The 14,698-nt window shown below is 65.6% G+C and carries 9 protein-coding genes and 1 tRNA gene; 5 read left to right on the top strand and 5 right to left on the bottom strand.

What is annotated here, in order from left to right; translation table 11 throughout:
• Positions 1–92 precede the first annotated feature (92 nt).
• The gene (locus tag RYM47_RS00905; RefSeq protein ID WP_315385440.1) at positions 93–1,412 is read left to right on the top strand and encodes a flavohemoglobin expression-modulating QEGLA motif protein; all 1,320 of its coding nucleotides are present in this window, start codon (positions 93–95) and stop codon (positions 1,410–1,412) included.
• 159 nt (positions 1,413–1,571) lie between these two features.
• Here RYM47_RS00905 and RYM47_RS00900 read toward each other — a convergent pair whose 3' ends face one another.
• A complete protein-coding gene (locus RYM47_RS00900) occupies positions 1,572–1,718 on the bottom strand; it encodes a hypothetical protein (RefSeq protein WP_171966802.1) in 147 nt (48 codons plus the stop codon).
• 436 nt (positions 1,719–2,154) lie between these two features.
• Here RYM47_RS00900 and RYM47_RS00895 point away from each other — a divergent pair, with 436 nt between their 5' ends.
• The 3 genes from RYM47_RS00895 (at position 2,155) to RYM47_RS00885 (ending at position 7,418) form a co-directional block, all read left to right on the top strand.
• Positions 2,155–2,754 carry a restriction endonuclease subunit S gene (locus RYM47_RS00895; protein WP_315385439.1) on the top strand — a complete coding sequence of 200 codons (600 nt, stop codon included), beginning with the start codon at positions 2,155–2,157 and terminating at the stop codon, positions 2,752–2,754.
• Between the two features lie 106 nt (positions 2,755–2,860).
• Entirely contained in the window at positions 2,861–4,357 is a 1,497-nt protein-coding gene (locus RYM47_RS00890) for an N-6 DNA methylase (RefSeq protein WP_315385438.1), read from the top strand.
• Between the two features lie 217 nt (positions 4,358–4,574).
• Positions 4,575–7,418, top strand: coding sequence for a type I restriction endonuclease (locus RYM47_RS00885; protein ID WP_315385437.1), 2,844 nt, complete (start codon positions 4,575–4,577; stop codon positions 7,416–7,418).
• Between the two features lie 18 nt (positions 7,419–7,436).
• On the opposite strand, the gene RYM47_RS00880 is transcribed toward RYM47_RS00885, so the two are convergent.
• Positions 7,437–8,867, bottom strand: a complete 1,431-nt coding sequence (locus tag RYM47_RS00880; RefSeq protein ID WP_315385436.1) for a TIGR00366 family protein — start codon at positions 8,865–8,867, stop codon at positions 7,437–7,439.
• Positions 8,868–8,964: 97 nt separating this feature from the next.
• Positions 8,965–9,858, bottom strand: a complete 894-nt coding sequence (ubiA, locus tag RYM47_RS00875) for a 4-hydroxybenzoate octaprenyltransferase (RefSeq protein ID WP_315385434.1) — start codon at positions 9,856–9,858, stop codon at positions 8,965–8,967.
• 134 nt (positions 9,859–9,992) lie between these two features.
• Here ubiA and RYM47_RS00870 point away from each other — a divergent pair.
• Positions 9,993–10,069: transfer RNA gene (locus RYM47_RS00870), tRNA-Arg, on the top strand.
• 157 nt (positions 10,070–10,226) lie between these two features.
• Here RYM47_RS00870 and RYM47_RS00865 read toward each other — a convergent pair.
• Entirely contained in the window at positions 10,227–11,582 is a 1,356-nt protein-coding gene (locus RYM47_RS00865) for a Gfo/Idh/MocA family oxidoreductase (RefSeq protein WP_315385433.1), read from the bottom strand.
• A 53-nt stretch (positions 11,583–11,635) separates the two neighbouring features.
• A complete protein-coding gene (locus RYM47_RS00860) occupies positions 11,636–14,620 on the bottom strand; it encodes a TonB-dependent receptor (RefSeq protein WP_315385432.1) in 2,985 nt (994 codons plus the stop codon).
• Positions 14,621–14,698: the final 78 nt, after the last annotated feature.

Raw genomic sequence — 14,698 nt, 5'->3', positions numbered from 1 at the left:
GTACATTTGCTGAGCCGCAACGGGTAGAAGGACCGTTGCGCGGTCGGCACCCCGGCAACACAGTGGCTTCAGCCCACTCCAGGTTGCCCGCCGTGGAACTGCTGACCGCCGCACCCGCCACCGACCCCACCCGGGACGACCCTTCCCTTTCCCCCTTGCTCGAGGTGGACGCCCGGCTGGCCAAGCTGGGCAGCAGGATCCGCATCCTCTCTGGGCTGGCGTGGCCGATCGAGATGGAAACCCGCTTCCTGGAAAGTTGGCGGGCGGGAAAGCCGGAAATGCCGTCCCCGCCCACCCAGCCACAGGACCATGCGGAAACCATTGCCGCACTGGATGACATCCTGCAGCACCTCGACCGCGGCCACCCAGTAGGCGACTGGCTGTACCGCACCGCGTGGAGCATGCGCGTGGCCGCGCGCATGCTCTCCAGCATCGGCACGCCGCGGTTCACTGCGTGTTCCACCCTCCTCTACGGGCACCCCAGCACCCAGTACCGGTCCCAGACCATCACCACCGCGCAATCGGCCGCGCAGATGCTGGCCATCACCGATCAGCTGCTGGGTTCGCAGTACGTTCCCCGCATTGCCTACGACATTCCCGCACCGGATTTCTCGGAAATGCTGCGCAAGCGCATCGATCCTTTCTTCACCGACGACCCAGTGAAGGTGGTGCTGGACACCGAACTGGCCTCCAAGGCCGCCGCCGGCAGCAAGGTCATCCGCCTGCGCGCGGATGCCCTGTTCTCGCAGCTGGACCTGGACCAGCTGGTGGAACACGAAGCCTTCATCCACGCCGGCACGCTGCTCAACGGCAAGCACCAGCCGTGGCTGCGCTGTTTGGGTACAGGCTCGCCGCGTACAACACGTACGCAGGAAGGCCTGGCGACCTTCTCGGAGATCATCACCGGATCGATGGACATCAATCGACTGCGCCGCCTTGCGCTGCGCGTGGTCCGGTTGCAGGAAGCGTTGGAAGGCGCGGACTTCATCGATGTCTTCAAGGCCTTCCTGGCCGCCGGCCAATCTGAGGAAGACAGTTACCGAAGCGCCGCGCGCATCTTCCGCGGCGGCGACGTGCAAGGGAAGGTGTGCTTCACCAAGGACGGCGCCTATCTGGAAGGCCTGCTGCTGGTCACCGCCTTCATCAAGCGCGCCCTGCATGAGAATCGCGGCGACACGCTAAGGCTGCTGTTCTGCGGGCGCGTGGACCTGGGTGACCTGGTCACGTTGGCGCCGTATCGCGCCTCTGGGCTGATCGCCCCACCGCGCTACGTGCCGCCGTGGGCGCAGCATCCGGAGCGGGTGCTGGCTACGCTGGCCTTCTCGACTGCCGCGCAGGCGATGCGGTTGGATACGTTCGACCTTGGGCGGTTCTCTGCGGTTGAGGACGAGTTGATGGCGGGGGCCGGGTAGAGCTCAGACCTGATCTACTGGCTATTCATAGAGTCCAAGCTCCTCCAGAGCCGACTGCATGGACATGAAGGATTCCGGCATTCCCTGGTCCCGGCGATCCTAGTACAAAAAAAGGCCCCGCCGAAGCGGGGCCTCATCGTCCGGCGCTACAGCCAGCCGTCACTCTTCTTCGTCCTTCCAGCCCTGCTGCTGGTTCTGGTTGCGCTGCTGCTGTTCCTGCTGCTGTTGCTGCTGCTGGTCGCGTCCGCGCCCCTCCTGCTGACCACGCTGGTTCTGCTGGGAACTCTGATTGCGCTGCTGGGCCATCTCGGATCTCCGGAAGCCGCGGGCGGGATGCCGCGGTCACGGTAATGCTGTGCAGGGCACGGTTAAGAGCGTGTGGCAATTTTCATACGAATTTGTCAAACGTAGTTATGAATTCGATCCCAAACACGGTGTTTTCAGGGGCTTACGCGATCCAGGAAAAGCCTCATTCCGCGATGGAATGCACACATGCCCCTGTCCGCATTACGCCGAAGTCAGCAGTATGAATGCGCTGCTCCGCGCGAATCCACGAGCCCTCGATTTGCGCAAGCCATGGAAGTCCGATTGATGCCGTCTTGGGCAGTGAGGGAATCAATTTCACGGGCCCTATCAGTAAAGCGCCAAGCAGGTTCCAGTTCCAGCACCTGAATTCGCATCATCTGAAATGGTGCAGATACGCACATTGACGCCCCTCGGGGTGCCGCGCATGTTCCCTGCGATGAACACTTCACACGGTAGCGCAAGGCTGGGAGATATCGCCAGCATCAGCCAGGGGCATCCCTTTCGCGGAGCGATCAGAACGACCTCGGATGGATCGGTGCGAGTCATCCAGTTGAAGAACGTCGGCATGAATGGCATGGACGATGTGCTTGACCTGATTCGCACGCATCTGAGCAACCGAAAAGCGCCAGACTGGGTGAAGGATGGAGACGTGGTGCTTACAGCACGGGGTAGTCGCCCGATGGCAGCACTGCTCACCGACCCGCCGGAGAGGACGGTGTGCAGCCCACATCTCTACGTGATTCGGGTAGCTGATGCCTCCAGGGCCTTGCCTGCGTTCATCGCCTGGCAGTTGAATCAACCACCGGCACAGGAGTATCTACGCAGGAAATCGGCTGGATCACGCCAACAGAGCCTGCGGAAGGCCTCAGTCGAGAACCTGCCGATGAGGCTGCCGCCGCTGCTCCAACAGCAGCGAATCTTGACCATCGCCAGGGCCGCGCTGCTTGAACGATCCCACTGCGAGCAGTTGATCGCAGCGCGCACTGAGGAGGTCTCGTGCTATGCGGCCCGCCTTCTCGGCGGCGCCTCCAGCTGACCCGCTGATGCACTTTATGTCCATGATTCATAGGGGATTATCCCGTTTTCCGATATCAAGAATCCGGGTGTAGATTCGGCGATCCGATCACTCCGTACACGCGATGATGACAACCGACACTCCGGCCACCCTGGCCGCTCTGGTGCATGCGCGTGACGCGCTCGGCGAGGTAAGGCGGCCTGATGCCGACACGCATCTGACTCTTTCCCTTCTGCTGCTCAAGCTGGCCAGCGACGTGCACCAGGGCTGCACCCCACCCTCTGCACAGGCACCGTTCGACCGGTTGCGTTCCGTGCCGTTCTGCGTGCCGGCACATGCGCGGTTCGAGACGCTTTACCGGCAACGCCACGCACAGGGTAATGGGCTGCGGGTGATGACAGCGCTGCGGGTCTTCACCCTGGCGAACCCACGCAAGCTGGGCGGCATCTTCCCCGCGCTGCAGCTGGTCGATGCGCTGCCCTCCGATGAGACCCGCCGTGACGAGGTGCTGCTGCACCTGCTGGAACGCCTTGCCCTGCCCGCGCTGGATTTCCGTGGGCACCCCGGATTCGGCAATGCCTGCATCAGCGATGCGGTGGAGGGTCTGCTGAACCGCCCGGTGGCTGGGCGCGGCCCGGTTGAGGCGGGCCAGGTACCAGATGCGTTGGCCTGGTTGATGGCGGCTCTCACCGATCCGGACGCCCGCGAGTCTGTGTATGACCCCATCTGCCGGCAGGGCACGTTGCTGCTGGCCGCCACTCGCCAGATGCGAAAGGAGGACGCCGAGACCAGCCCGGCTTACCGCTACCCGTTGTATGGGCAGGAGGCCGACCCGCTGCTGTGTGCCGTTGCACGCCTGCGCCTGCTGCTGCATGGCAGCGACAACCCGCACCTGCGGTCGCGCGACGCATTGGAGGATCCGCTGCTGGAAGACGGCCGCCTGCAACGCTTCCACGTGGCGCTGGCCTGTCCGCCGCTGCACCTGAAATGGGTGTCCGCGCAGGCGGCGCACGACCCCTACCTGCGCTTCCTGCACGGCACCGCGCCCCGCCAATGGGCGCATGCGGCGCTGATCCAGCACATGCTGGCCACGCTGGATCCCCAGCGCGGTCGCATGGCAGTGGTGGTGCCGCACGGCGTGCTGTTCCGCGACGGCGAGGAAGCTCGGATACGCCAGGCGTGGCTGGACGCCAACCTGGTGGAAACCGTGATCGGGCTGCCCGACCGTCTGTTTGCCGGGTCTTCGGTGGCGACAGCCCTGCTGGTGCTGCGCAGGGTACGCAAGGACGAAGCGGTGCTGTTCATCGACGCCCGCCGACCTTCCACTGCAGGCAAGCGCGGTCCGCGCCTGGGCATGGAGGCCGCAGACACGCTGCTGCGCCTGTGTGCAGAACGCACCAACGTGCCGGGATTGGCGCATCTGGCACAGTTCGATGAGATCACCGCGAACCACGGCAACCTGAGCATTGCGCGTTACGTGCGGCCGGTACCGGCTCACGCTGCTACCGACCTGGCCACGTTGCGCTCGCGGCGCGCATCGCTGGAAGCGACATTTGCAGCGATACAGCAGGAGTTGAACGCAGAACTGGACGCGTTGGAGCGCGAGTTTTCAAAACTGGCCTGAAACGACGCATATGTGTGCGACCGATTGGCGTTCTCTATTCGAATTTGAAAATGGATTGAGAACGCGTTCCGTTGTCTGCACATCGAACGCATGATTCGGAATGATGCACACAGTGTGAGATGGATGTGATCGAACACACTGTCCGCATGAACATCGCCCCCCAAGATCTCGTCGTCGCGGACACGCGTATCCGCCTTTGTGTCCCCGAGGTGCTCGCATGAGCGTCAACCACGGCAGATTTGGTGTTCGCCACTCAGCGCTGGGCTGGTTGCGTCGGCTTGGCTGGAACTACCTGGAGGCACGCGAGCTGCGCCCGCTTCGCGGAATCCCGGAAAGCACGCTCCTCGAGAACCGTCTGCTGCCGTGGCTGCGGCGCTTCCGCTTCGAGCGCAACGGCGAGCTGCTGTCGTTATCACCAGACTGCTTCCACGAGATCATTTCCGTGGTGGATACCTGCTGTCACAGCCTTGACTGGGAAGCATCCAGCGCGACCGTTCACCGTCTGCTGGTGGAAGGCGCGCGTACGGTGCAACAGCTGCCCGATGGAAGCAGCACCGACGTGCTGGTTCCGCTGATCGACTGGGAGCATGTGCTGCGTAACCACTGGGACGTGGCCGATGCGGAGCCGTATCCGGATCCGCTCGATCCCGACATTCGCGAGCTGGTGGGTTACGTCAATGGCATTCCGCTGGTGGTGCTGGCGTGCGTGGAGCGCGACCGGGAAAAGCGCTGGGGCACCGCCGCTGCCGGGATCTCCCACCTGTGGCGTGGCAAGACCGCCTTTGTTTCCCATCGGCCAGCGCTGCACGCGCAACTGCTGCTCTGCCTGGACCGGCGCGGCGGCTGCTATGCCAGCGTGGGCACGCCGGCCCATGGCTGGATGCGCTGGCGGGAACATGGCTGGCGCCGCGAGACGGTAGACCAGTTGCGCGACCGTCCGGTGCCCTTCGCCGAGGTGGCGCTGGACCCGCCGTGGGCAGCCCATGCCGAGCTGCTGCACGGGGTACTGGGGCCGGCGCGGTTCCTGCAGTTGCTGCGCGGCTTCCTGCACACCGGCGCGCATGGGCGCCGCTATGTAGCCCGGCCCGGGCAATTCTTTGCCGTGCAGCACGCGCTGCAGGCGCTGCGCACCCGCGATGCCGCCGGCAGGCGAGGCGGCGGTCAACTGTGCCTGGCCGCCGGCAGCGGGCTGCAGCGCGCGCGGTACTGGCTGCTGCACGCGCTGCGTACAGACCCCGAATTCGAAGGGCTGCGCATACTGCTGCCGGTGGCACGCCCAACCCCAGCGCCACAGGAACACAAGCGCAGGCCGGGCCCGCAGGCAACCGACCAGCTCACCGAGTTTCTCGCCGGTCATGCCAGCTCGCCCCATGAGGTTCCGCTGCGTGTGTTTCGCGGCTGGGGGCGCAAGGCCGCCCTGCCGACGCCTGCAGAGGAAGCCGGTACGGAGATCCTGCTGATAGTCGACGCGAACTTCTGGGAAAGCCCGCCGGCCCTGCTGCGCCGTCTGCGTCGCTGCCTGCCGCGTTCGACCTGGCTCACGTTGAGTTCGCAGCCGATCCTGCTGCCCTCGGCAGACCTGGACCCCGGTGCGCCGCTGTACCACTACCCACCCGAGCATGCGGTGGCCGACGGCGTAGTGGTGCCTGCGTGGCGCGATGGCGGGGCGATTTTCCCTGTGCTCAGCCGGGACATGCCGGCAGATGCCGAGGCGACCCCACGCGAACTGCGCCAGGCGCAGGTGGCCACCGCCATAGGCCAGCACTTCCACGGCTTGATCCGGGTGGCAGAGCGCAACCTGCGCGGCACGCTGCTGGTGGAAACCCCGAAGGAAGCGGAGGACTACCAGCGTGCACTCCATGCCGACGGGCGATTGCAGACGCAGTTGACCGGCTACGACAGTCGCGGCCTGTCCACGCAACGGGCATGGGAAGGCATCTCACCGCAGGTTGAGCTGGTGATTGCACATGGCGACCTTCCAGCGTCGCAGGATGCGCGGCTGAGCCTGCTGTACGTGGACCGCCCGCTGTCGGACCCCGAACGGCTGCGCGCGGTGGGGTTGATCAATGCGCCCCACCCGGACAAGCGCGCGGCACTGGTCGTGGATTTCCATGCCAGCGGGATGAATGAAGCACCCGGACAGGGGTGGTTGCCTGGGTCGGTACAGGTCAACCGCGACGCGCTGGCGGATGATGATCGGCGCCTGCAGGGGTTGTTGCCCGAACGTGCGGAAGATGACTTCCACGCCTGCCGCGATCACCTCGCACCGGACTGGACGCTGGGCACGCACGGCGACGACATCGACCTGCACCGGCGGCGGCGCGACCTGCTGCATCGCCGCGTTACCGAGTTCGGGCAGCGGCTTCAGGTGGCCATCGCGTCGGAAGCGGCGTTTACCGGTGAACAGGCCGCAGCAAGTGCGCGCTACCGCAGCACCCTGCATCGCTACTCCCTGCTGCGCGACGCGGTCAGCCAGTTGGCGCTGGAAGATGACCGCTTCAACCCCGAAGACCTGCGCGTGCGGCACTGGACACGCGAGCGCGCCCCGGCAGTGCACGAGGAGCCGCTGGACTACCAGGTATTCGCTCCGGATGAGCGTAGCGATTCTGCAGTCGGGCAGCAGTCCAACCAGATGTACACCCGCCTGCGCCACCAGCTTGGCCAAACAGGGGAAGAGCCGCACCTGATCGAACAGGGTCGCTACAACCTGGACCAGGTACTGCTGAGCCCCGCCGGCCAGATGCGACTGGACGCACTGCACGCATTCGAAGCCGCGCTGCAGGTGTCACTGCACGGCGGCGGCAGCGGACGTCCGCCGTCATGCGGCCTGGCGGTGCTGGAAGGCCTGTTCGGTGCGACCCGGCACCAGGCCGACCGCATATCCATGGGCGCGCTGATCGACGTCGTGGTGGCCGAAGCACACGCCGGCCCCCGCATCCTGTTCCACGAACACCTGCGCGACCGGCTGGAACCCCTGCTGCGCCGACACCTCAAGGAATCGCAGGTGCAGGCCGTGCTGCACGCGGTCCTGTCGCGCGCGCATGACTGGCCGCCGGAGTGAGCGGGCGGCAGATACCGCCTACGGCATCACCGGCGGCACATAGGTCAGGGTCATCCCGAGCACCCACAGCAATCCCAGCACCAACGGGATGTGCACCAGCAACTGGATGAAGGTGAAACCGACGATGTCGCGCGCCTTCAGGCCCAGCACGCCGAGCAGCGGCAGCATCCAGAACGGGTTGATCAGGTTGGGCAGGGCCTCGGCAGCGTTGTAGACCTGCACCGCCCAGCCCAGGTGGGCTTTCAGCTCATTGGCCGCCTGCATTACATACGGCGCTTCGATGATCCATTTGCCGCCGCCGGACGGCACGAAGAAGCCCAGCACGGCGGAGTAGATGCCCATGACCAGCGCGAAAGTGTCGGTGGTGGCGATATGCACGAACACGGTGGACAGGCGGTGCGCCAGTGTTTCGCCGCCACTGCCCACGGCGTGGGTGAGGATCATGGCGATGCCGCCATACAGCGGGAACTGGATCAGCACGCCGGTGGTGCTGGGGACGGCCTTGGCCACTGCGTTGAGGAAGCTGCGCGGACGCCAGTGCAGCAGCAGGCCCAGCGAAATGAACAGGAAGTTGTAGGTGTTGAGGTTGGCAATGGCGGTAACAACCGGCTTGCTGGCGAACTCGCTGAACAACCAGCCGAAGGCCAACAGCGAAAGCAGCACGGTGAGCAGCGGGCTGTATTCCAGCCACTCGCCCGCACGCGTACGCGGCTGCAGTGGCTCCGGCTCGGCTTGGGCCGCGCCAGCAAAGTCGCGCGAGGTGCGTGCCGTCGCCGGGCCGGGCGCGGTCAGCCATGCGATCAGCAGTGAGACCAGGATCAGCGCCGCAGTCAGCGCGATCGACTGCCACAGGAAGATGGTTTCAGTGAAGGGCAGTACACCGGTGATCTCCACCAGGCCGGGCGGCATGCTGGCCGGGTTGGCCTGCAGCTGCGCGGCCGAGGAACTCAGCCCCATCGCCCACACGGCGCCCAGACCCAGGTACGCAGAGGCACCCGCAGCGCGGTAGTCCATGTGCAGTTCTTCGCGGCGGGCCAGGGCCCGCACCAGCAGCCCGCCGAACACCAGCGAGAACCCCCAGCTGAGCAGCGAGGCCAGCATGCTGACCAGGCCCACATACACCACCGCGCCCCGGCCGGTGCGCGGCACCCGGGCCAGCAGCTCGATGAAGCGGGCCACGATCGGTGCGGTGGCCACGGCATAGCCGCCGATGACCACGAAGGCCATCTGCATGGTGAAGGGAATCAGGCTCCAGAAGCCGTCGCCAAACGCCTTGGCGGTGGCCTGCGGGGTGGCGCCGAAACCCATGGCGGCCAGCGCCACGATCACCACGCCCAGCACCGCGAACACGTAGGCGTCTGGGAACCACTTTTCTGCCCATGCCGCCGAACGCAGCGCCGCGCGCGCCATCCAGCCGTCCTGCGTTGCCGCCGATGCCGTAGTGGCCATGCCCTACCCTCCCAGGTTCAATGGCGGGCAGTGTGCAGGAGGCCGGCGGTGCTGTCTGTGACCTATTGGTAGCACCCGGGCCCTGCCCGGGTGACCGTCAGCCCAGTGCCAATGCGGCGGCAATACCCACGAACAACGCCGCACCCACCCAGTTGTTGTGCAGGAAGGCCTTGAAGCAGGGGTCGCGCTCGCGCTTGCGGGCGATCCAGAATTCGTACGCAATCAGCCCGGCGGCCACGGCCACGCCCAGCCAGTAGTAGAGCCCCAACCCGCTGCGCACGCCGACCAGCGCCATGGTGCCCAGGAACAGCGCGTACAGGATGCCCTGGATGACCAGGTCCAGGTCGCCGAACAGGATGGCGGTGGAGTGCGAGCCCATCTTCAGGTCGTCGTCGCGGTCGACCATGGCATACCAGGTGTCGTACGCGGTGGACCACAGGATGTTGGCGCCGTACAGCAGCCAGCCGATTACGGGCACTTCGCCCTGGATGGCGGCAAACGCCATCGGGATGCCCCAGCCGAACGCCATGCCCAGGTAAACCTGCGGCAGGTGGGTGTAGCGCTTGAGGTACGGGTAGCTGGCCGCCAGGAAGATGCCGATGAAGCTCATGCCGATGGTCAGGGCGTTCAGGGTCAGCACCAGCGCGAACGCCACCAGCATCAGCCCGGCGAACAGCACCAGCGCCTCGCGCCCGGACACGCGGCCGCTGGCCAGCGGGCGGTCCTTGGTGCGCTTGACGTGCGGGTCCAGCCAGCGGTCGGCGTAGTCGTTGATCACACAGCCGGCCGAACGCGTCAGCCAGACCCCGGCGGTGAACACGAACAGGATCCACAGCGGCGGCAGGCCGCCGGCAGCCAGCCACAGCGCCCACCAGGTGGGCCACAGCAGCAGCAGGGTGCCGATCGGGCGATCGGCGCGCATCAGTTTCCAGTACTGGCCCCAACGCGACGGCGGTGCGCCGGCGGGGGCGTCAAAACGTTCGTAAGCCATGCGTAAAGGATACCGCCAAGGCCCCCGACGGGGTGCGCTGCGACACGATTGGGCCGAGGGGGCAGACCTGCGCCGCGTTTACGGATAGAATGCCCGTCCCGCACCGCCGCATGGCGCTGCGGCGGTTTCAAGATGCGCCCGTAGCTCAGCCGGATAGAGTAGTGGCTTCCGAAGCCATTGGTCGGGGGTTCGAATCCCTCCGGGCGCACCATCTTCCCCCGTTTCGCCGAATTGACCGCACAGCCACGCAGGGCATGGCTCTACCGCGTTGTGCGCGATCGGGCGGTACAGCCACGCCCTGCGTGGCTGCGCGGTATCAGGGTGCGCATTGGGGTGCCCAGCGCTCCAGAGCACTGGGCACCCTTCAATCAATACGTCCCGTCGAACGCGAAGATCGGCTTGCGCTGCTTCCACAGACCTGCCGTGAAGTCCGGGAACTCCAGCGTCTGGAAGCTGTTGGCGATGGACTGCTCGGACAGCGGCGTGATCGCGCTCCAAGTGATGGCGTCGTAGATGTCGATCGGCATCGGCGCCTTGGCCTTGAGCGACTCCACGAACGCGTGGATCACGAACCAGTCCATGCCGCCGTGACCAGCGCTGGCGGCGGTGTCGGCGTGCTGCTTCCACAGCGGGTGCTCGTACTGGTCCTGGTAGGTCTGGAACGCCTCCCACTTGTGCGGCGGGCTGCGGCCTTCGATGTGGATGGACTGGTTCACGTCCATCCACAGGCCCTTGGTGCCCTGCACGCGGAAGCCCATGGAGTACGGACGCGGCAGCGAGGTGTCGTGCTGCAGCAGGATGGTCTCGCCGTTCTCGCAGGCCAGGGTGGTGGTGACGATGTCGCCCAGCTTGAACTTCACCTGGGTGCTGGGGTGGGTGGTGCCGCCACTCTTGGCCACGGTGTACTCGTGCAACCCGCGCGCCTTGCTGGCGAATGCATTGATGTGGGTGAAGCGGTTGCCACGATTGATGCCGGTGTACATGGCGCACGGGCCGATGCCGTGGCTGGGGTAGAGCTCGCCATTGCGGTCCACCGAGTGCTGGGTGCGCCAGCGCGCTTCGGACCAGGCATTCGGGCCGAATTCCACACCGCTGTCGTAAGGCTGGGACGGATCACCGGAGTTGAACTTCACCCCGCGCAGGTCGTGCTGGTAACCGGCCTGCAGGTGCACCAGTTCACCGAACACGCCCTTGCGGACCATCTGCAGCGCGGCCATCACGTCGCGGCGGTAGCAGACGTTCTCCAGCAGCATGTACGGCGTGCCGGTGGAGAGCTGGGTCTTGAGTACGTCCCAGTGGTCCTGCAGGGTGATGCCGGCGACCACTTCGCAGCCCACGGCTACCTTGGCCTGCATTGCGGCAATCGCCATCGGGGCGTGGTATTCCCACGGCGTGGCGATGATCACGCCGTCCAGGCCGCGCTGCTCGAGCAGGCGCTTCCAGGCGTTGCGGTCGCCGTCCTGCCCGTAAGCCCTGGGTGCGGGCTTGCCGGCCTTGGCCACCATGTCCATGCCCTTCTTGAGCATGATCGGTTCGATGTCGCACAGCGCGACCACTTCAACGTCGTCGCGGCGCACCAGCTCCTTGAGCAGCACCTGGCCGCGCATGCCGGTACCGATCAGGCCGAGCCGCAGCGTACGCCCGCGGGCCCAGGCCGGGGTTTCCGGCAACAGACTGGTGGCGGCCAGGGCCGCACTGGCGGCAATGAATTCCCTACGCTTCATGAAACGATACTCCCGTTGAAATCGCGCCGACCGGAGCCGGCGCGTTGGAACAATCAGAACTTGTAGCCGACCTGCAGACTGTAGCTGCGGCCGAAGATGCTGGCATAGTCACTGGAGTCACCCAGGAAGCTGTTCGGGTCATAGAACGGCAGGCGATCGAACAGGTTCTTGACCGTGAGGCCCAGGCTCCAGTGGTCATCCGGACGCCAGCCCACGCTGAGGTTGGCGGTCCACCACGATGGCACGCCATCGCACTGGGCCGGGTTGACCGGCAGCGAACCGGCGGTGCAGGTGTCCGGGTTGTTGTCTTCGGCATCCACACGGTCCCACGCCCACTTGGTGGTGCCCACGTAGTTGATGAAGAAGCTGGTGGTGACCTGCCTGTAGTTCCAGTCGGCATTCAAGGTGGCGCGCAGGCGCGGGTTGCCGTAGTAGCCGATGGTGTTGCCGTAGTACCAGCGGTCTTCATCATTAAGGTAGGCCTCCTTGCGCCGCGCGATGGTGGCCGCCATGCCGATGTTCAGCGAGCCCCAGTCGCCCAGCGAGAAGCGACTGCGCGCGTCGATGTCAAAGCCGTCCACCAGGGTGCGGCCCTGGTTCTTGTACTGGCCCACCACGGCGGAAACGTTGCCCACGCTGTAGCCCGGCAGTGCGCCCGGGCAGCTGACGCCGCTGGCCGGATCGGCACACATCTGGGCCAGCGCGGCCTCGTTGGCCCGGTCAGCGTCGCTGATCGGGTTGCGGGTCATCGAAAGGATGTCCTGTTCCTTGCTGTAATCCGGCGCGGCAATCTCGTTGCGGCGATAGATGAACCAGTAGTCGGCGGAGATCGACATCCAGCTGGCCGGCTCGTAGACGAAGCCGAGCGTGGAGATCTTCGCCTTCTCCGGCTTCAGGTCCTGGTTGGGCTGGGTCATGCGCGCCACGGTGCGGCTGCAGTCGCTGTTGAGCAGCGAGTTGCCCAGGTCGACGTCGCCAGCACGGTTGGACTGGCGCAGCAGGTTGGCAATGGCGTTCGTTTCATCGCAGCGGATGTCGTCCTCGAAACCACCGAGCTGGGCGAACACGCCGCCGGTGCCGGCTTCGGCCAGGCTGGGGGCGCGGAAGCCTTCGGAGTAGGTGCCACGCAGCAGCAGCTGCGGCAGCACCTGGTACTTCAGGCCGATCTTCGGGGCGAGGTTGGCGCTGAAGTTGGGGTACTTGTCCACGCGCAGCGCCGCGTCGAGTTCCAGCTTGTCGGTCAGCGGCGCCACCGCTTCGGCGAACAGCGCGTAGGTGTTGCGCTTGCCATCGAACCACGAGCCGCCCTGCTGGGTGATCAGGCCGTTGGCCGCGTCTTCGTTGCCGGGGGTGTAGAAGGTTTCGCGGGTGGCGTTGAAGCCAAAGGCCGCGCGCACGTCACCGGCCGGCATGCTGAACAACGGGCCTTCGATCTTGCCATCCAGGGTATGCAGGCGGGTCCAGGACTGGATGTCGAAGGTTGGATACGCTTCGCGGATCAGCTGGGCGTTTGCTTCATTGATCACGCCGAACTGATAGGCCGGGTTGTCGGAAATGATCACCCGCCCGGTGCCGGGGTCGATGGTGTACGGACCGAAGGCGCGCTCGAAGCCGTCCAGGTTCACGTTGACGGTCTGGTAGGTCACCGAGTGCGTGCCGGCGGTGGCGAACGCGGTCTCCCAGTTCCAGTCTTCGCCCAGGCTGCCACGCAGGCCGGCCAGCACGCGGTAGCTCTGGTCGGTGTTGCGTTGGCCGAAGTGTCCGTCGCCCACGTCCTGCATGAGGTAGTTCAGGCCCACTACGCCGCCCATGAGTGCCTTCAGCTCGGGGCTGGCGAGGTTGTAGACGTTGTTCGGTCCCAGGTAGGGAGTGAGGAACTGATTGACTACGTTACCCGTGTTGCGCGAGTACCAGCTCGACGGATTGCCGGTGGTGGTGTTGTAGGCCGAGGGCGTGCCGCCGTTGGCGGTCAGGTCGATGTCGGTATAGGTGACTTCGGCGAAGGCCTCGGTGCTGTCACCGATCAGGAAATGCGAGCTGATGTAAGCGGTGGCACGCTCCGTCTTCGCCCCGGCGTCCACCTCGCGGTTCATCCAGGTCTGCCAGATGCAGCGTGTGCCCGCCGCATCCGCAAGGACGTTGTTGCAGCCCGGTGCGGCCTCGCGGACCAGCGCATTGGTGGTCGGATCGAACGCGAAGTAACTGCCCGGGTTGAACACGCCCGGCTTGCTGCCGGTACCGAGGCGCAGGTTGGTGATGTAGTTCGGGTTGTTGACGTAGTACTGGCTGGGCCGCTTGTCGTAGAAATCGCTGAGCGGAATCGCGTTGCGCCGGTACAGATTGACCGAGGCGTAGATGTTGTAGCGGTCTTCGTCGAGGTCGCCGAAACCGGCGGTGATGCTGCCCTGCTGCTCGCCGTAGGAGTCGATGCGCGAGGAACGGTCGGCCGTGATGTTGACCTCCGCGCCCTGGTAGCTCTGCTTGGTGATCACGTTGATCACGCCGGCCACCGCGTCGGTACCGTACACGGCAGAGGCGCCGTCGGTGAGTACTTCCATCCGCTCGATGGCAGCGGCAGGAATGGCATCGATGTTGACGAACTGGGTCTGGAAGCCGGCCGGCGCACCGTAGTACGAGAGGCGGCGACCGTTCAGCAGCACCAGCGTGCCCTGCGCGCCCAGGCCGCGCAGGTTGGCCTGCGAGGCACCGTCCGAGCCGGTGAACAGCGAACGCGAATCCTGCTGGCCGGGCCGTGCCGCCGGCAGGTTGTCGAGCACCTGCAGCAGCGTGCGCGCACCCATGTTCTCGATGTCCTGCTTGCTGATCACCTGCACCGGCGACGACGTTTCCACGTCGCTGCGGCGGATGTTGGAGCCGGTGACCTGCACGCGCGCCAGCTCGGTAGCGTTGGCTTTGCTCTTGGCGTCGGTGGCAGTGTCGTCGTCCTGCGCGAAGGCGGGGCCGCTCACGGCCAGGGCAAGGCCCAGCGCGACGGACAAGGGTGTGGCGGGGATGCGGCGATGGCGTGCGTTCAACATCTTTGGCTCCTTGTACTTCCGCAGCGTGGGGCTGCCTGGGTGGGTTTTTTCGGGCAACAGTTCCCCGCGCCACGGCCA

Origin of the sequence: uncultured Stenotrophomonas sp., assembly GCF_963519125.1 — a bacterium.
In the GTDB taxonomy this organism is placed as follows: domain Bacteria; phylum Pseudomonadota; class Gammaproteobacteria; order Xanthomonadales; family Xanthomonadaceae; genus Stenotrophomonas.
The sequence above is the reverse complement of the archived record's forward strand: the minus strand, read 5'-3'. Positions and strand labels throughout refer to the sequence as shown.

Bases quoted from the DNA above. Each gene is read 5' to 3' on its own strand.
- RYM47_RS00900 (WP_171966802.1), bottom strand. From the start codon at position 1,718: ATGGCCCAGCAGCGCAATCAGAGTTCCCAGCAGAACCAGCGTGGTCAG.
- RYM47_RS00895 (WP_315385439.1), top strand. From the start codon at position 2,155: ATGAACACTTCACACGGTAGCGCAAGGCTGGGAGATATCGCCAGCATC.
- RYM47_RS00890 (WP_315385438.1), top strand. From the start codon at position 2,861: ATGACAACCGACACTCCGGCCACCCTGGCCGCTCTGGTGCATGCGCGT.
- RYM47_RS00885 (WP_315385437.1), top strand. From the start codon at position 4,575: ATGAGCGTCAACCACGGCAGATTTGGTGTTCGCCACTCAGCGCTGGGC.
- RYM47_RS00880 (WP_315385436.1), bottom strand. From the start codon at position 8,867: ATGGCCACTACGGCATCGGCGGCAACGCAGGACGGCTGGATGGCGCGC.
- ubiA (WP_315385434.1), bottom strand. From the start codon at position 9,858: ATGGCTTACGAACGTTTTGACGCCCCCGCCGGCGCACCGCCGTCGCGT.
- RYM47_RS00865 (WP_315385433.1), bottom strand. From the start codon at position 11,582: ATGAAGCGTAGGGAATTCATTGCCGCCAGTGCGGCCCTGGCCGCCACC.
- RYM47_RS00860 (WP_315385432.1), bottom strand. From the start codon at position 14,620: ATGTTGAACGCACGCCATCGCCGCATCCCCGCCACACCCTTGTCCGTC.